The following is an 18,040-nucleotide window of genomic DNA, read 5'->3' as shown; positions in this document are numbered from 1 at the left end:
GTCACCCTAAAAATATTTTTTTAGAACATATAAGAAACACTATATAAAAAACAAATGACTCCAAATTCAAAATTGATTAATATCCTAAGGGAAATAAATTCCAAAGGAAATATGGATGCTACTACAATAGCGTCTTTATCTCCTGAAGAACAGGATTTAATAAAAAACCTTCAAACTAATGGTTTGCTGGAAGAAGCATTATCCTATGCAGAATCGATAGATACTGATAAAAACTGGGAAGAACTAGAAGAAAAATTAAATGCAGATAAAAAGACAATTGTAATTAACTGGAGGAAAATTTTTCAATACGCGGCAATCTTTGTTTGTCTTTTAGGTCTGGTTTATCTTATTCAATATAAAACTGGTAAACAATCCAGACCAGAGATTCCTTCAGATGCCATTCAGTTGGTTTTGGAAAATGGAGATATTCAGGTTTTAAATCCTAACGGAGAACAACAAATTATTAAGAAAAACGGAGAAGTATTGGCTTCTCAGAAAGAAAATGAAATTAACTATCGTTCGGATAAAGCGATAAACAAATTGGTTTACAATGAAATTAGAATTCCTTATGGTAAAACCTTTAAAATAAAATTGTCAGATGGAACTTCTGTAAATATGAATGCAGGTTCTTCTTTAAAATATCCAGTCCAGTTTATTAAAGGGCATAACAGAGAAGTGGTTTTAGAAGGAGAGGCTTTTTTTGATGTGGCAAAAGATAAAGCGCATCCGTTTATTGTAAAAACTAGAGGTGTTGATGTGAAGGTTTTGGGAACAAAATTTAATGTGAGTTCTTACAAAGAAGACCAAGATATTAATACAGTATTAGTAGAAGGTTCAGTTAGTTTATCCGATAAAAACAATAAAAAAGCAATACTTGAACCAAGCGAAAAAGGATCTTGGAATAAGGAAGAAACAGAAATCGCTGTCGAAAAAGTAGATACTCGTTTTTACACAGAATGGATTAATGGCGAAATTGTTTTTAGAAAAACAGCTTTCAAAGACATCGTTATCAAGCTAGAACGAACCTACAATGTAAAGATTGAAAATAACAGAGAAGATATTTTAGATAAAAAATTTAATGCCAGCTTCAATAAAAATATTGAAAGTATCGATAAGGTGTTAGAAACGATGAGTAAAATAATGGGGTTCACTTATAAAAAAGAAGGGGAACTTATAAAAATAAACTAACTATTTACTAACCAACCAAAAACCAAAACGTATGAAGAGGATCTAATTTTTTTAAAGAAATACAAGAAGTAAAATCGGAAAATAGTACCAGTATTTTCCGATTTAGTAATGTATTTCAAACGATGTATCGAGATTAAATCATTTAAAATCAATCCAAAATTATGAAAAAAATAATTAAAAGGAATTGGCTCAGTCCTTATTTGCCTGTAATCAGCCTAAGAATGAAACTAACCACACTATTATTGATGCTTTCGTTGATGAGAATTCAAGCGAGCGTCTATTCACAAAATACAAAGCTGACATTAGATGTAAAAAATACTTCAGTTGAGAAGCTGTTTAATAAAATCGAGTCTGTTTCAGAATACAGATTTCTTTTTGAAAGCAGTATAATTGACTTGAACAGAAAGATTACCCTTAATGTTAAGAAGCAGAAAATCGATGCGATATTAGAAGAAGTATTTAAAGATACTGACATTTCTTATAGTGTAGCCGATCGCCAGATTATATTGGTAAAGAAAAAAAAGAAGGTAAATCTACCAGAGAAAAGTGCGTTTCCGAATATTGTAGTTGAACAAGGAATTGAAATCACAGGAGTTGTAACCGACTCCAGAAATCTGCCAATACCGGGTGCGAATGTTAATGAAAAAGGAACTAAAAATGGAGTATCAACTGATTTAGACGGAAAGTTTACAATTCGTGTAAACGGAACCAATAGTGTTTTAGTTTTTTCTTTTATAGGATTTGAGAATAAGGAAGTAACTGTCGGTCAAAGTAAATCTTTGAGTGTGATTTTAAACGAGCAAAATTCGGCATTAAATGAAGTTGTAATTGTGGGTTACGGAGCTGTAAAGAAAAAAGATTTGACAGGCGCTGTAGCAACGGTTAAATCAACGGATATTGTTTTGAGTCCGGTTTTAAGTCCGATGGAAGCACTTCAGGGAAGAGTTTCAGGTTTGGATATTCAGCGTGGATCTGGAAAAGCAGGAACTTCTCCAAAAGTATTATTAAGAGGAAACCGATCTTTAACGGCTAGTCAGGATCCGTTATATATTGTGGATGGAATTCCTTCAAGTATTGATAATTTGAATCCGAATGATATTGAAAGTATTGATGTTTTAAAAGACGCTTCGTCAACAGCAATATATGGTTCTTCGGGAGCGAATGGAGTTATTATTGTTACCACTAAAAAAGCAAAAGCTGGAAAAACACAAATAGATGTTAACAGCTATTTTGGATTAAATGGTTTCTCTTCTTTCCCGGCGCCACTTACAGGTGATAAGTGGTTAAGTTACAAACGCGACCGATTTTATTTAGATAATGGTTATCAAGCTACAAGTTTAACCGATTTAGGTCTAAACGCATCTGCCATTGCAGCAATCGAAAACGGACAGTATGTAAACTGGATTGATGAAACTTTGCAGGTAGGAACGCAACAAAATCATAATCTTTTTATGAGAGGCGGATCTGAAAAGGTACAGGGTTATTTTTCTTTGGGATATGTTGGTGAAGAAGGAATCTATCAAAATGATAAAGTAAACAGTTTTAATTCAAGAGGAGGAGTTGATATTAAATTCAGTGATAAATTTAAAACAGGTTTTCAACTGATTTTAAACTATCGTAAAAACAGCACAACAAACAGTAGAATTAATAAGGCTTACAGCGTTTATCCTTTAGGAGTGCCATTTGATGAAAATGGTGTTGTGAATCTTTATCCAATAGAAGGAGATCCTAACAACATTAGCATTTTGGCGAATAATTATCCGGGCGCTTTTGCTAATGAATCTTTAAGTTATAATGTACAGTTCAATCCTTATATGGAATTTGAATTTTCTAAAAACCTGAAGTTAAGATCTAATCTAGGAACTAGATTTTCAGGAGGGAGAGCGGGAACTTTCCAGAATAAGAATTCATACAATTTATTGTCCGAAGGAAGAACAGCAAGTGAGGCGACTTATAATATGACTTTGGGGTACAGTTATATCTGGGAAAACATCCTGAATTATAATTTTAAACTTGGTAAAGATCACGACTTTGGTTTGACAGGAATTACTTCGTGGGCCGACAGCAGATCAGAAGGAACTTACATGGGCGGTAATGGTATCGATTATGACGATTTCCAGTTTTATAATATGGGAGCGGTTAAAAATCTTACTACGAGAATGAATACTTACAGTCAGTTTAACAGAATGTCATTTGCCGGTCGTTTTAATTATAGTTTTAAAGGCAAATATTTGTTTCAGCTAACGAATAGATGGGACGGAGTTTCTCCGTTAGCCGAAGGCAATAAATGGGCCTCTTTTCCATCTGCTTCATTGGCTTGGCGTATCAGCGATGAAAGCTTTATGCAGGGAACAAGTTCTTGGTTGAATAACCTGAAATTACGATTAGGTTACGGTATTTCAGGATCGGCAAATATTGATCCGTATTCTAGTTTGACCAGAACTGCAACTAAAACAAGCAGTCTTTCTCTTGGTGGCAGTACAGCTTTGCCAATGTATGTGCCTACAGAGCATATTTCAAACCCGGATTTAACTTGGGAACGTTCGACAAATACGAACTTAGGTTTGGATGTTTCGGTATTAAAAAACAGAATAGATCTTGTAGCAGAATACTATTGGACAAATACAGATGGTATTTTATGGGATCGTCGTCTGCCAACCAGTTCAGGAGGATATGATGCTAAAACACCTTATAAAAAGACTTCGAATATTGCAACTTCTCAGAACAGAGGTTTTGAGCTTTCTATTAATACTAAAAATATTGATACTGAAAACTTCAAATGGAATACATCATTTACTTACACACACGCTACCGAAAAGCTGACCAATATTGATTTAGGAAATTTAACGGTTGCCGAATTAATTTCAGAAGGTCTTTTCATTGGGCAGACTCCAGCAGCGGGAGGTGTATTTTATGATTATAAAAAAATAGGAATCTGGCAATTGGGACAAGAAACCGAAGCGGCTTTATACGGTGCTAAACCGGGTGATATAAAATTACAAACAGTGCCGCAAGTTGATGCCAACGGAGTATCAGATAATGGAGTACACGTTTATTCTACAAAAGACAGAATGATCGTAGGAAACAATGTTCCGGATTATTTCTTTGGTTTCCAAAATACATTCAAATACAAGAATTTTGATTGTACGGTATTTGTAAATGGAAGATATGGTGGTATGATGCGTGCTCAGGTTCTTGGTTATTGGAACAAAGAAGCACAGCCGGAAACCTATAGTTATTGGACACAAGACAATCCGACAAACGATTTTCCTAGACCGGGCGGTAGTTTTAATACGCAATTTCAATCATCATTGGAGCTTGTAGATGCTTCTTACATCAAAATCAAAAATATTACTTTGGGATATTCGATGCCGCAAGATTTCCTTAAAAGAACAGGAATAAGTTCAATGAGACTTTATGCAACGTCTTATAATCCTTTTGTTTTTAGCCGAAGCCATTTGTTGAAAAATGTAGATCCGGAAAGTGGAGGGTCAGATTCGTTCCCATTATTTAAACAAGTTGTTTTTGGTCTTAATTTATCATTATAATGTTATGAAAAAGTATATCAATATAAAATCAGTAATTGTCTTAATGTCTTTTATGGTTGGTTTGCAATCCTGCAGTTTAGACGAAAAAAATCTTACCACTGTTTCTTTGGATAAATCCTATAGTGAAAGGCCGGGATTTGAAGGGTTAATTAACAGCTGCTACGAGAATCTTTATTTTCTTCACGGAAAGGTAGATTATATAGCACCGACAGAAGCCGGGACAGATTCCTGGGAAAATGTAGGTACTAGTGGAATTGGTTATACTCAATATACCAGTCAATTAAATCCGGACGATGGAAATATCAAAGTAATTTGGGGAACAGCTTACACTACTATAAATCTTTGCAACACGGCAATTTATTATTCAAAAGATGTTAATGGCTATTCTTCTACAGAGGAATTAAATGCCAAATTAGCCGAAGCTTATTTTCTAAGAGCTTTTAGTAATTTCATATTAGTAGAGCAATTTGGAGGCGTGGTTTTAAGAACAAAATCTTCTATTATTGAAGGAGCAGATAATGCACCTGTTCGCAGTTCTGAAAAAGAATTCTACGATTTAATTATTGAAGATTTAAAATTTGCTTGTGCACATCTTCCGGTACAGCAAACTTTGCAGGGAAGAGTAGCTAAAAAAGCAGCTTATGGTTTGTTGGCGAAAGTATATTTACAAAGAACAAGATTAGGAGATGTTTCAGAATATGCAAAATTAGCTTTGGATACTGCTGAAGAATTAATCAATAACGCCGCAAAATACAATACCGCTTTGTATTTAAGTGATAATACTAAATCAGGATTTAGCAAATTGTGGGACGGCAACAATAACAAGAAAAATACAGAATTTTTGTTTACACAAGGAATTGATCCAGGCGGACTTAATCCTGAGGGCTATAACAGAGGAAGAACAAGACAATATTATTTGCCGGATTTAGCAACAAGAGGAGCCGAATGGGGAGCTGGAGCAACCAGTATTTTATACGGACGTGCCAACAGCCGTATGCTAAGACCAAGTAAATATTTGTTGACAGAAGTGTTTTCTCCTGTGCCATCACCAGCAGATACTCGTTTTGCAGAAACATTCACTTTTAAATTTTATGCAGCAGCTAATAAAACGATTACACAAACAATGGCGACTGCTTACAAAAAAGATCCTTCGGTAGTAGGTTATACCATTAAAAATACTTTAGCACAGGCAGTTCCATCGGTTAATTTTTATTCTCAAAGAATAGAAGAACAAATTAATATGAATAATGATGAAGGGTTGGCTGTTTTTACTCCAAATTGGAATATCGATCCTGTGGTTAAAAGTAAAATGCCTGTTTTAGTTGCTGATCCTAGCGATATCTTTGAGCCTGGAACCAATAAATACAAAGATCCGGCAATGTATCCAAATGACCCAAATTTGATTAATATTTTCCCGGCAATGCGAAAATTCTCTGCGGCGTTGTACTGTCAAAGTAATCAATATTGGTTAGGAGATATTCCAATAATCCGTTTGGGCGAAGTGTATTTGATTGCAGCAGAAGCCGCTATTTTAAATAGTGATCAAAGTAAAGCCTCGACTTATTTAAATACTCTAAGAAAAAGAGCCGCTTTGACATCTAGAGAAAATGAAATGTTGGTGTCAAGCGGTCAGATGAATATTGATTTTATTTTAAAAGAAAGAGCAAGAGAATTATCGGGCGAACATACAAGATGGATTGATTTGAAACGTACAGGAAAGTTAAACAAAACCTATTTAGATCAGACTAATCCAATTGCTGGGACAAATTTTGTTGATGGAAAACATATCGTTAGACCAATTCCGAGGTCATTTTTGGACGCCATTTCAAATGCCAAAGAATTTGGGAATAATGGATATTAAGTGCACTTTTGGTTAGGTGTTAGGGATGGGCAGTTCGAAAGAACTGCCCTTTTTTTATATAGATTGCGCTGTAGTTGACATAATCGTCAAGATATAAAAACAGAAAATCAAAAATTTATAAAGTAAGTTATTAGTGAAATTAAAAAGACAAAGGAAGTAGTGACAATTGATGCAATTAGTGTAATTCGTGGCTAAAAAAAAATGGCTTACAGTAGGATGTAAGCCATTCTATAAATTAAAATCGGTTATCGCCGTCTAAAAGATTTCCTAATCCACCAAGAAGACTTCCCTCATCACGGCTGTTGCCTCCGGATCTTGGTGCCGATGCGATAATTCGGTCAGCTAATCTTGAAAATGGAAGTGACTGTACGTAAACCGTCCCCGGACCTTTTAAAGTCGCATAAAATAAACCTTCGCCTCCAAAAATCGAATTCTTAATTCCGCCGATAAATTCAATATCGTAATCAACATCTTTGGTAAAACCAATAATACATCCCGTATCTACTTTTAGAACTTCTCCATGACCTAATACTTTTTTAGCCATTGTTCCTCCGGAATGTACAAATGCCATTCCGTCTCCTTCGATTTTCTGCATAATGAAACCTTCACCGCCAAATAAACCGCGTCCCAGTTTTTGAGAAAATTCTATTCCAACAGAAACACCTTTGGCTGCACATAAAAAAGAACTTTTCTGGCAGATAAATTTCCCCTGAAATTCTGTTAAATCAATTGGAAGAATTTTTCCAGGATAAGGCGATGCGAATGAGACTTTACTTTTACTGTTTCCTTGGTTTAAAAAAGCCGTCATAAACAAACTTTCGCCGGTAAGCACTCTTTTTCCTGCGCTTAAAAGTTTGCCAAATAAGCCTGAACCTTGTTGTTGAGAACCATCTCCAAAAATGGTTTCCATCTGGATGTTGTTTTCCATCATCATAAAACTGCCTGCTTCGGCAATAACAATTTCCTGCGGATCCAGTTCAATCTCCACATACTGCATTTCTTCTCCAAAAATCTGATAATCTATTTCGTGGGCTTGCATAATTTCTTAGTTATTTGTTTTTAAAATTAGACTGAAGAATCTTTAGAATGTTACAATTTTTAGTGTGTTTTGGCTGTCTTTAAAAATATTAACAAATTTTGTTATTTTAAATTAGTCTTAATTATGCGTTTAATTACTTTAAATTATATATTTTTGCACCGTTATCATATTTTATCAGAATGTTAGTTAGTGATTTGACCACCAAAGTATTATTTGAAACCGAAAAAGGATACAGTTATCAATGTGATTTGACCAATAGTATTATCATCAATTTTGTTGATACGGTGTCAAGTTATAAGATTCAAGATTTTTTGATTTTTCAAAGAAAGGTGAATAGCGTTGATATTTTGAATATGCTTTATGACTTATCTGATCAGTCAGATGCACAGCTGATCGAAACCACCAAAAGAAATTTTTCCAGAAATCTTACCATCTGTGAAATCGTGCAACTTAGAGATTTATTAAACGGAACTAAATTTACGCTCAATTTGCATTCTATGCTTTGCAATATTGCCAACGTAGAGCTTATTTAGATTCTTACTTAGATTAAATCCAAATTTTCAGGCAGTTAGGGCTGTCTCCTTTAATTTTAGTAATTTTACACCTATAAAAATTAAAGGTTATGAAAGATTTACTAAGAACACGTACTTCATTAGTTGAAGGTGTAGAAAATATATTGAACTTACAGGCAAAATTAGAAAGCGACGCTTCTAACAAATATTTAGCTATGGCTGCATGGTTAGATAGAAATGGTTATGCTAATACAGCATCTTATTTGTACAAGCAAGCCGAAGAAGAAAGAGAGCATTTTCTAAAAGTTTTCAAATATATTACAGACATGGGAGGGATTGCAGTTACGCCATCTATTCCGGAAGTGCAGCAAGAATTTGCTTCTTTGAAAGAAGTATTCGAAATTGCTTTGCAAAACGAAATTGCAGTTACTCAGGCAATCAATAAAGTAATCGCAAAATGCAGAGCTGAAAATGATTATGCTACAGAAGATTTTATGATGTGGTATGTTGCTGAGCAGAGAGAAGAAGAGAAAAATGCAAGAAGAGCTTTAGAGCTTTTTGAGTTAATCGACGAAAACGAAGCTGCAGGTAAATTCCAATTGGATGTGCAGATTTCAAAAATCGGATAATAACTGATTTATAAAATTAAAAAAGCCCTTAATATTTTTATTAAGGGCTTTTTCTATGTCTATTCATTCATCAGTTTTAAATCAGGTTAGGCTTCGGAGAAGCCAGATGTTTATAGAAAATTTATTTATTAGAACCGATAAAGCTCCGGAGGAGCGACATATATTCTTAATAGGATAATGCAATAAGTCGATTGGTAACTCGGATAAAGCAGATTTACTTCGTAAAAACGCGAATTAAAACGGATTATCTATATAAATTTTTAGTTAGATTATTAAAAAATCCGTTTTAATCCGCGTCTTCGCGTTAGCGAATCCGTACAATCTGCGTCTGATTAGGCGGATTTTCAAGAAATATCAATAAAAAAAAAGGCTGTCCAAAAAATTAGTGGACAGCCTTTGGTTTGTTTATTCATTCATCAAAGTTTCAATTTCGTCCACTTCAACTGGAATATTTCTCATTAAGTTAAAAGGTTCTCCTTTTTCCTGAACCACAACATTGTCTTCTAAACGGATTCCGAATTTTTCTGCCGGAATATAAATTCCAGGTTCAACTGTGAAAACCATATTAGCTTTCATTGGCTCGTGAAGCAATCCGTAATCGTGCGTATCTAATCCCATGTGGTGAGAAGTTCCGTGCATGAAATATTTTTTGTAAGCAGGCCATTCCGGATTTTCATTCTGAACATCGGCTTTGTCTAATAATCCTAAACCTAGTAATTCAGAAGTCATGATTTTACCTACTTCAACATGATATTGTTTCCAAAGCGTTCCCGGAGTTAACATTTTTGTAGCTTCGTTTTTAACGTTCAAAACCGCTTTGTAAACCGCTTTTTGTCTTTCAGAGAATCTTCCTGAAACAGGAATCGTTCTTGTCATATCACTTGAATAATTGGCATATTCAGCCGCAACATCTAATAAAATCAAATCGCCGTCTTTACATTGCTGATTGTTTTCGATATAATGTAAAACATTTGCATTATTTCCCGAAGCAATAATTGGTGTATAAGCAAAACCTTTAGAGCGGTTACGAATGAATTCGTGAGCCAGTTCTGCTTCGATTTCATATTCAGTAACATTTGGTTTCACAAATGATAATAATCTGCGGAAACCTTTCTCGGTAATATCACAAGCATGCTGAATCAAATCGATTTCTTCGCTTTCTTTTACAGAACGTAATCTTTGTAAAATTGGGTTGCTTTTTGCAACGTTATGCGCTGGATAACGCTCTTTCCACCATTTTACAAAACGAGCTTCACGTGTTTCAGTTTCGACTGATGCACGGTAATGTTCGTTGGTATTAATGTACATTGTGTCAGCATACGTCATCATTTCGTTCAAAATCTTATGAAAATCCTGTAGCCAATAAACCGTTCTAATTCCCGAAACCTGAAAAGCGCGTTCTTTGGTCAGTTTTTCACCTTCCCAAACTGCGATATGATCGTTGGTTTCTCTCAAGAACAGAATTTCTCTTTCGCTTTCATATGGCGCATCGGGAAACAAGAGCAAAACACTTTCTTCCTGATCTACACCGCTCAGATAAAAGATATCTCTGTGTTGTGCAAACGGTAAAGTACTGTCGGCACTAACTGGGTAAATGTCATTGGAGTTGAACACGGCAACTGAATTTGGTTTCATTTCTGCCATGAATTTTTTGCGGTTTTTTACAAAAAGAGCGCTGTTTATTTGATGATATTTCATAATTATTTCGTTTTTTAACTTCGAATTTCAAAATTAATGATTTTACAGGAATGGCGTATAATTGATTTATTAAAGTTTTCTTATTTATTTTTTTGCTACGAAGACGCTAAGGCACTAAGTTTTTTTACCGCAGAGCACGCTAAGGTTTTTCGCAAAGAACGCAATAGATTTTGCTCGCGAAGACGCAAAGTTTTTACCCAATCTTGTCATTTCGACGAAGGAGAAATCTTCGCGAGTAACTCTACAAAGATTGATAAACACAAAGTTTGTCATTCTGAGGAACGAATAATCACACTCGAAACTCGACAAAGATTGTAAAATCTCAGTAACTTAGAATCTTAGCGTCTCAGTATCTTAAATAATGGCGTGCCCCTTCGGGTCGGGCTATCGGCTATATCTTTTATTCCGCTCCGCTACATAAAAGGATACCGCCTCTATCCCTCACGCGAACGGTTACGATAAAGTTAAAAGAAAAAACATTTTACAGATTCTGGTATTTTGTATATTGGCATCCTACTATAAAATTAAAATGATATATGGGAAAAACTAATAATTTGATTTTAGATAATTTGTTGGAAATTGAAAAACGAGCAAAAGAAATTATTCTAAGAGATTTAGAAGATTCACAAAATGAAGCATATAATCCATTTTATAATTTATGGAAAAACCAGAATAGAGAAGAACATGAAAATGTAATGATTGAGGAGTTAAAAATTAATATTGAGAAATATTGGCTAGCAGAGAAATACAATAGCGCTATTGATAAAAGCTTCAATATGATTTATTTTGAGCATGGTGGTTTGTATGGAGGAGAATTAGAAGCTTTTGCCATTGATTTTGATGATTCAGATCGAAAATTATCCGAATTTGAAATCGATGATGATCATATGGAATATCTAGATAATATTTCTTGTCTTCCTGCTTTTGTTTCTCCAACTTTATACCATTTAACGGAAAATATACAAGGTGAAGAAGATAATTTTGACGACTTCTTAGATGTAAATAATATTTATGAACTATTTGAAGCTACAGCATTAATAGAAATAAATAAATTGTTTAAAAGAGCAAATCAAGAAAATGTATTCGAGAGATTAAATTTGAAAAAGCCTTTTTATTTAGCTGTTGCAGAACATGATACTGGTGCTCCTAAATTAATTTATGTTATTGAATAAATTAGAAATTGTATAGTGAAACTTAGTTAAAATTTTCAGTGAGAAACAAAGAAAGAGGCTTAATTAAAAGCTTCTTTTTTTTATATCCGTTATTTATTCGCAATTTTTTCTTCCAGATACAAAATTTGCTTTTTCATGCTTTCAATAGTTTCCTTTCTGGATTCGGCTAATTCTTTATAATTAATAGTTGCTTCTTCTGTAATTTGATGTTCTGACAAATGAATATTTTCATTTTTAATCATAGGCCCTTCGTTTTTAATCAACCATTCGCAACTATAATTGGGATAAATTTCAACAATTTTAGAAATCCATTTTGATTGGATATCGCTGTTATTACCAATGGCACGGGATAAAACGCCTTTGCTGGCGCCTATTATAACTTCAAGTTTTGAAATAGTTATGCCTTCGTTTTCGGCTATTTGTTTGAAATTTTTCAAAATACTATTCATATATGTAGGAAATTATCTTAAAATAATTTGTTCATGTTGAAAATTATCTTATGTTTGTTTTAAATTTTAAAACAAAAAAAGCAATGGACAAAAGTAAGACAAAAAATTACAATTCCTACGATTCCACTGTGTTAGAGGCCTTGTTTTTAAAATATAAGGTTTCAAAATATTACATCCGTCAATGTATAAATGGAACTGTTCAAGGAATAAAAGCTGACAACATCAAAAAAGATTATCAAATAATGGAAAAAGCAAATAAAGAAACTGTTTTAAACTTGGTCAAAAAAACGCTAAGACAATAAGGTTTGTAGTCTTATTTTGATATAAATAAAACTTATCAAGAAAAAAGAATCTCTAATGGCTCACTACTTTTGCACAAAATTTTTAGTTAAAAAAAGAAGGCAGGTAGAGTTGAAAATTAACAATTATATTATTTAGAAATCATGAAGAAGTCTATTAAGCTAATCCTTATGTTTAGCTACATGACAATAACAGGTGTTAATGCACAAGTGGGCATGCAAACCAATAACCCAAATAAAGATGCTGTTTTAGATTTAAACATGGCAGATGGTGCTAGTACTAAAGGTTTATTATTGCCAAAAGTAGAATTGACAGCCCTAAACAGTCCGTTGCCAATGACGGCAAATGTAGCAGGAATGCATGTCTGGAATACTGCAAATACAGGAACTGGAGTTAATGCCGTTACGCCGGGAGAATATTATAATGATGGTGCAAAATGGGTTCGTGTTTCTTCTTCTACAGATGCAGTAAATAATTGGCAGTTAAATGGAAATACCAATGGAGCATTAAAAACAATAGGAACGCAAGATAATTTCGCTTTACCATTTGTTACCAATAATACAGAGAAAATGCGATTGACTCCAGAAGGGCGTTTGGGAGTTGGTACTGATACTCCTTTAGTGGGGTTTCATTTAAAATCAAGTGATGTTAATAATAATGATTTGATGATTGAAGGGGTCGATGATGGGGCAACTTTTATAATAAAACGTTCCACTACTTCAACATTGCCAACGGGCCAGAGTTTAGGTGGTTTAATTTGGACAGATGTAGACCCAGCTCCAGGTGTTGCCGCTTTAACTAGAATTAATTCTTATTTTAGAGGGGCTGATTTATCATCGCTAAGTTTTTTTGTTAATCGAGCTTCTACAGCACAAATGACGTTAAACCAAAGCGGATTTCTAGGATTGGGTACAACTACTCCAGGTTCTAAACTGCTACTTTACAATAATAATGTCTCTGATGCAGATGATGACATAAGAATACAAACAAGATCAAATACTTATACGCCATCTATTTTAATTGATAGAAATAGAGATAATGGTGATAATCTAGTATATAACGATAATTTAGGTTCAATTATTTTTAGATCTTATTTAAGCGGAACTATTAGTAACTTAGTTTATCTTAAAGGTGCATACAAAGGAGATGGAACTACTAAGCTATCTTCTTTAACTTTAGGAACATCAGGTACAGATCGTATGACAATCGATGAAGATGGATATGTTGGAATAGGTATTAATAAACCTGCTGCTCCATTACACGTTGATGGTAAAGATACTAGGGGTATTTTAGTCAATGCGACCAATGCCGATTTTACGGGGAATATATTTGACGGTACAGCATCTTCAGATGGTGTAGATATTAGTAATAATAGTGTTCGAATACAAAAAGGAAGCGGAGGATCAGGTTCTCCTTTGATTCTAAGTAAAGGCAATGGGTATACATCAATATTTATGACTGAATATTTTGTCAAAGGAACGAGGGTTGGATCTGTAACTACGACAGGCACTGGAGTAGCATATAATACAACCAGTGATATGCGTCTTAAAGAAAATATTATTCCCACGCAATTTGGTTTAGCTGAAATTATGAAAATAAAAGTAAATGACTATAATTATAAAAGTGACGAGAAAAAAAACACAAATACAGGATTTCTTGCTCAAGAACTCTTCAAAATATATCCTCAAGCGGTATCGGTTGGTGGCGCAGATGAAAAAACCAATCCTTGGCAAGTAGATTACAGTAAACTTATTCCTCTTTTGGTAAAAGCAATTCAGGATCAGGAAGAACAGATTAAGATACTAAAAGAGAAAATAGAACTGAAAGACAAAGATTCAGAAATAAAAGAACTTAAAGATCGCATGGCGAAATTAGAAAAAGCGGTAAATGGTTTATTGAAATAACGAATTATAGTTTTACAAATGCTCAAGAATTCGAATTTGAAATTCGTTCTTATAACAAAAAAACAAAAAAACCGAAGCAATTAAAAAAGCTTCGGTTTTTTTGTTTTTTATAAAGTTATTAAACACAATTTTTCTGACTATTGAATAGGTTTTGAATTTAGAATTGTGTAATCTTGAGATAGTTAAAGTATTCCTCAAATGATTTTATTGAAATAGCATGAAAGAACTAGTATTAGAAAGTAAAGGTATAAGAACCAATGAGTATTTTATACCGCCATTTGAATTAAGAGAAGGCGAGTTGGTTATTTTGTATTTGTATGGAGGAGCTCATTTTCAAAATGTAAAAACAGATTTGCTGAATATTTTTACAGGAAAAATAAAAAATGAAAATGTAACTATCAGAAAGCCTTTGACCTATGTAGATTATTTTAAAGAATCAAGATTTAGAAGTTTGTTTTTTCCGGTTAGAGTTGGCGAATATTTAAGGAAAAAAGCAAATACGGAAAGCGAATTTGTTGAGAAAATTTATGAAATGCCGTGGGTCAATAAGAACACGAAAGTAAGTGAACTTTTTTGGAATTCTAAAATGCTACTTTCATTATATGCGACATTCTCCAAAACAAAATACATAGTTTTTGAATTAGCAGGACTAGGGCCTGTTGCTGCAAAAGAAAACTATGATATTGTTAGAGATGAAATTAGAAAAGGAGGTGCTGCGATACTTATCGATTGGGCTTCTGATATGAAAGATAATTGCGATAAATTTATCACTTTAGAATGGTTGTCGGTTTAAATTGCTTTAGTAAGTCATGAAATCAAAAATCAAAATCAGAAAAATCCAAAGCCAAGACCTAGACTTCGTCTACAAAACCATTTGCGAACTAGAAAACGAAGTTTTAGATTTTGAAGTTTTTGAAACAATATTAAACAAAAACATTTCAAACCCAAAATACCTTTATTTAATTGCCGAAAACGAAATTGAAGGTCTAGGATTTATTAGTTTTCACACCCAAAACCTTTTACATCATTGCGGATTGGTGGGAGAAATTCAGGAGTTTTTTATCCATCAAAAATATCGCGGTCAAGGCGTTGGAAGAGTATTAATAAATGAGATTTTGAATTTTGCTGAGCAGAATAATTTAAAAAGCATCGAAGTAACGACAAATAAAAAACGAGTAGAAAACGTAGCGATTTATGAGAATCTTGGTTTTACTTTGAGTCATAATAAGTTTACGATTTACAGGTAAACCAAGAATTATCAGTCTAGTTTGTCATTTCGACCGAAGGGAGAAATCACAATAGTAACTCGACAAAGATTGGCGATTTTGCATGCGGAGTTTCGTGTGTGATTTGCTCCGCCTGTTCGCTATCGCTCGAGTCTCCTTTCGGTCGAAATGACAAGATTGTGTTGAAAAATTTTGATAGATGTCCATTTCAAACTAATGAAAATAGAAAAAGCCAACATAACCGACAACGAAATTCTCACAACAATAACCAAAAAGTCAAAAGCTTATTGGGGATATTCGGCAGAACAAATTCAGAAATGGGATAAAAACTTAACCATTTCTCAAGATTACATTAGGGATCATAACGTTTTTAAATTGATTGATAATGATTTAATTATGGGTTACTACTCTTATGTTTTCAAAGATGAAAAAGTAATCGAACTCGATAATTTATTTATATTACCAGAATATATTGGAAAAGGATTTGGAAAATATTTAGTTCTCGATTTTTTAAACCGAATAAAAGAAGAAAAAATAGAAAGAATAATTCTCGATTCAGAACCAAATGCTGAGGAATTTTACTCCAAAATGGGATTTGTAAAAATTGGAGAATTCGAAACTTCCATAAAAAACCGTTTCATGCCTATTATGGAAATGAGAATAATAGAATGAATCGCCCAACTTAATTTGTTTTTAAGGGAAAACAATAATTTGTGTATAATCGATGGATGAAAAATTACAAAAATACGTTGAAGAAAAATTGACAGATGAGTTGAGTAAAATAATCAACTCAAGTCATCATAATCATATTACCCAGTTAAATGAATTTGAAAAAACAATCATTTATCATTATACCGATTACGGTTATGATTATTTAAATAAAATATTAAGAGATGGAGGGAGTATGCCAGAATTTGGAAGGTATTTAAACTCCTCTCTCAATAAATTAGAAAGTTTTAAAGCTCTTTGTTACAGGGCAATAATATGCAACAGATCAGATTTGCAAAAATATTATGATGCATTTGCAAATGGTTCTGTTGTTGTTGAAAAAAGTTTCTGGTCTTGTAGTAAGTCTAAGTTAATAGCATGGATGTTTAGTGAGAGTCCACTTTTCATAATAATATCTAAAAGAGGAAAAGACATAGAAAAAATTAGTAAATTTGGAGGAGTTGGAGCTCAAAATGAAAAAGAAGTTCTGTTCATGTCTGGTTCAAAATTTAAGGTGCTGGAGATTGAAGAGAAAGTGGGAAGAATAACAATAACATTAGAAGAAGTTTGATATGGATTTAGTAAAAGAATATAAAGAGAAATCAAATTTTAAAAATGAAAGAGAAGTATTAGCTGTTATAACATCTGTTTTTGCGGAGCTTTTTGAGCGTGGAACTATTAGGTCAGAGTATAAAAGTGAACATACTATTAATAAAAAGGAAGATGTTAATTCTTTTAATGTAAAATTATTAGAATATATTTTGTCTAATGATTTTGTGACTTCAAAAGAAACAAAACTGAATGTCGTAAAATTATTAGATGATTTGAATTATAGAATTGAACTGCTTCATTTAATGAACGAATCTAACAAATCTGCTTTAAAAGATCTAAAAGAAACGTCAGAACGAATGGGGCGAAAATTCATGTCGTCTGAAAAAAAATAAATATACATTGTAAATTGTGCCACAAAAGAAACTTGCCAAAATTGTATGTTTTGCATTTGAAAAAACTTCAGATTCTTGAGATTTGCGGGCGGAAAAACAGTTGAAATGTATAAACTAAATCCATCAGTAAAACATCATTTAGTAATTGCCATTTTTATAAGTTTGTGGCTTTTCATTTTTGCTTTTATTATAAAACCTTTTGATGACGGAACTATAAATTTCAGAGCTTGGTTTTTAATCAGTTTTGGTTTTAGTTTGATGGCGCTCTTCTGTTATGGTCTTTTGGCAATTGTTCAAAAAAGCTTTTATAAAAGAATTGAAAAATGGAATATTAGCTTAGAAATCTTTGCTGTTTTTCTCTTTTATTTAATGTATTTGATTGGAGTTTTTGCTTTTTACAAAAGTCCAATTTTAAATGGCGGATATACTTTTTCCCAGTTCTTCTCGATAATATTTATAAAAGTCGCTTTGATTTTGACTCCGGTAATTATTCTTGCCAGAAGATATTTGATTAAACTGATTCCCGTAAAAGATGATATTTTACTATTTAAAGGGGAAAATAGATTGGATATTCTGAAAATCAAAAAAGCCGATTTAGTCTGCATTTCGAATGCGCAGAATTATGTTGAGATTTTTTATCTCGAAAATGATAAACTTTGTTCTAAGCTTATTCGGTCTTCTCTCAAAAAAGTGCAGGACGATTTTGGTTTTTTAGTTCAAATACACCGTTCGCATTTAATAAATCCGATGCATTTTAAATCCTGGAGAAATACAAATACCATTATTTTGACTCAAATCGAACTTCCGGTTTCCAGAAATTACAAAGATGTTTTATTGGCATTGTAAATTTCATCCCTAAAAC

17 protein-coding genes are annotated in these 18,040 nt (G+C 33.1%); 14 read left to right on the top strand and 3 right to left on the bottom strand.

What is annotated here, in order from left to right:
• Positions 1–54 precede the first annotated feature (54 nt).
• The 3 genes from HYN56_RS03430 (at position 55) to HYN56_RS03420 (ending at position 6,597) form a co-directional block, all read left to right on the top strand.
• On the top strand, positions 55–1,188 hold the full coding sequence (locus tag HYN56_RS03430; protein ID WP_109190898.1) for a FecR family protein: 1,134 nt from the start codon (positions 55–57) through the stop codon (positions 1,186–1,188).
• Positions 1,189–1,349: 161 nt separating this feature from the next.
• A complete protein-coding gene (locus HYN56_RS03425) occupies positions 1,350–4,736 on the top strand; it encodes a TonB-dependent receptor (RefSeq protein ID WP_109190897.1) in 3,387 nt (1,128 codons plus the stop codon).
• A gap of 4 nt (positions 4,737–4,740) precedes the next feature.
• Positions 4,741–6,597, top strand: coding sequence for a RagB/SusD family nutrient uptake outer membrane protein (locus HYN56_RS03420; RefSeq protein WP_146194565.1), 1,857 nt, complete (start codon positions 4,741–4,743; stop codon positions 6,595–6,597).
• A 235-nt stretch (positions 6,598–6,832) separates the two neighbouring features.
• Here HYN56_RS03420 and HYN56_RS03415 read toward each other — a convergent pair whose 3' ends face one another.
• Positions 6,833–7,636: a TIGR00266 family protein gene (locus HYN56_RS03415; protein WP_109190895.1), complete on the bottom strand. Its 804-nt coding sequence runs from the start codon at positions 7,634–7,636 to the stop codon at positions 6,833–6,835.
• A gap of 179 nt (positions 7,637–7,815) precedes the next feature.
• On the opposite strand from HYN56_RS03415, the gene HYN56_RS03410 reads away from it, so the two are divergent.
• Together HYN56_RS03410 and HYN56_RS03405 are read left to right on the top strand one after the other, a co-directional pair.
• On the top strand, positions 7,816–8,169 hold the full coding sequence (locus HYN56_RS03410; RefSeq protein WP_109190894.1) for a hypothetical protein: 354 nt from the start codon (positions 7,816–7,818) through the stop codon (positions 8,167–8,169).
• A gap of 89 nt (positions 8,170–8,258) precedes the next feature.
• Positions 8,259–8,777, top strand: coding sequence for a ferritin (locus HYN56_RS03405; RefSeq protein ID WP_109190893.1), 519 nt, complete (start codon positions 8,259–8,261; stop codon positions 8,775–8,777).
• Positions 8,778–9,182: 405 nt separating this feature from the next.
• On the opposite strand, the gene HYN56_RS03400 is transcribed toward HYN56_RS03405, so the two are convergent.
• A complete protein-coding gene (locus HYN56_RS03400; RefSeq protein ID WP_109190892.1) occupies positions 9,183–10,475 on the bottom strand; it encodes an aminopeptidase P family protein in 1,293 nt (430 codons plus the stop codon).
• 536 nt (positions 10,476–11,011) lie between these two features.
• Here HYN56_RS03400 and HYN56_RS03395 point away from each other — a divergent pair.
• Positions 11,012–11,647 (top strand): hypothetical protein, encoded by a 636-nt coding sequence (locus HYN56_RS03395; protein ID WP_109190891.1) that lies wholly within the window; start codon positions 11,012–11,014, stop codon positions 11,645–11,647.
• 89 nt (positions 11,648–11,736) lie between these two features.
• Here the strand turns inward: HYN56_RS03395 and HYN56_RS03390 are convergent, their stop codons facing one another.
• A complete protein-coding gene (locus HYN56_RS03390) occupies positions 11,737–12,096 on the bottom strand; it encodes a hypothetical protein (protein WP_109190890.1) in 360 nt (119 codons plus the stop codon).
• Positions 12,097–12,179: 83 nt separating this feature from the next.
• On the opposite strand from HYN56_RS03390, the gene HYN56_RS03385 reads away from it, so the two are divergent.
• The 8 genes from HYN56_RS03385 (at position 12,180) to HYN56_RS03350 (ending at position 18,024) form a co-directional block, all read left to right on the top strand.
• Complete coding sequence (locus HYN56_RS03385; RefSeq protein WP_146194564.1) at positions 12,180–12,398, top strand: hypothetical protein; 219 nt, start codon at positions 12,180–12,182, stop codon at positions 12,396–12,398.
• A 141-nt stretch (positions 12,399–12,539) separates the two neighbouring features.
• Positions 12,540–14,300 (top strand): tail fiber domain-containing protein, encoded by a 1,761-nt coding sequence (locus tag HYN56_RS03380; protein ID WP_109190888.1) that lies wholly within the window; start codon positions 12,540–12,542, stop codon positions 14,298–14,300.
• Between the two features lie 217 nt (positions 14,301–14,517).
• Complete coding sequence (locus HYN56_RS03375; protein WP_109190887.1) at positions 14,518–15,093, top strand: hypothetical protein; 576 nt, start codon at positions 14,518–14,520, stop codon at positions 15,091–15,093.
• Positions 15,094–15,109: 16 nt separating this feature from the next.
• Positions 15,110–15,547 (top strand): GNAT family N-acetyltransferase, encoded by a 438-nt coding sequence (locus HYN56_RS03370; RefSeq protein ID WP_109190886.1) that lies wholly within the window; start codon positions 15,110–15,112, stop codon positions 15,545–15,547.
• A gap of 195 nt (positions 15,548–15,742) precedes the next feature.
• On the top strand, positions 15,743–16,198 hold the full coding sequence (locus HYN56_RS03365) for a GNAT family N-acetyltransferase (protein ID WP_109190885.1): 456 nt from the start codon (positions 15,743–15,745) through the stop codon (positions 16,196–16,198).
• 52 nt (positions 16,199–16,250) lie between these two features.
• Positions 16,251–16,805: an ADP-ribosyltransferase domain-containing protein gene (locus HYN56_RS03360; RefSeq protein WP_109190884.1), complete on the top strand. Its 555-nt coding sequence runs from the start codon at positions 16,251–16,253 to the stop codon at positions 16,803–16,805.
• 1 nt (position 16,806) lies between these two features.
• Positions 16,807–17,178 (top strand): hypothetical protein, encoded by a 372-nt coding sequence (locus tag HYN56_RS03355; protein ID WP_109190883.1) that lies wholly within the window; start codon positions 16,807–16,809, stop codon positions 17,176–17,178.
• 105 nt (positions 17,179–17,283) lie between these two features.
• Positions 17,284–18,024, top strand: coding sequence for a LytTR family DNA-binding domain-containing protein (locus tag HYN56_RS03350; RefSeq protein WP_109194707.1), 741 nt, complete (start codon positions 17,284–17,286; stop codon positions 18,022–18,024).
• The last annotated feature ends 16 nt before the right edge of the window (positions 18,025–18,040 follow it).

This window comes from Flavobacterium crocinum, assembly GCF_003122385.1.
In the GTDB taxonomy this organism is placed as follows: Bacteria; Bacteroidota; Bacteroidia; order Flavobacteriales; family Flavobacteriaceae; genus Flavobacterium; species Flavobacterium crocinum.
This window is presented reverse-complemented; position numbering and strand designations above follow the sequence as displayed.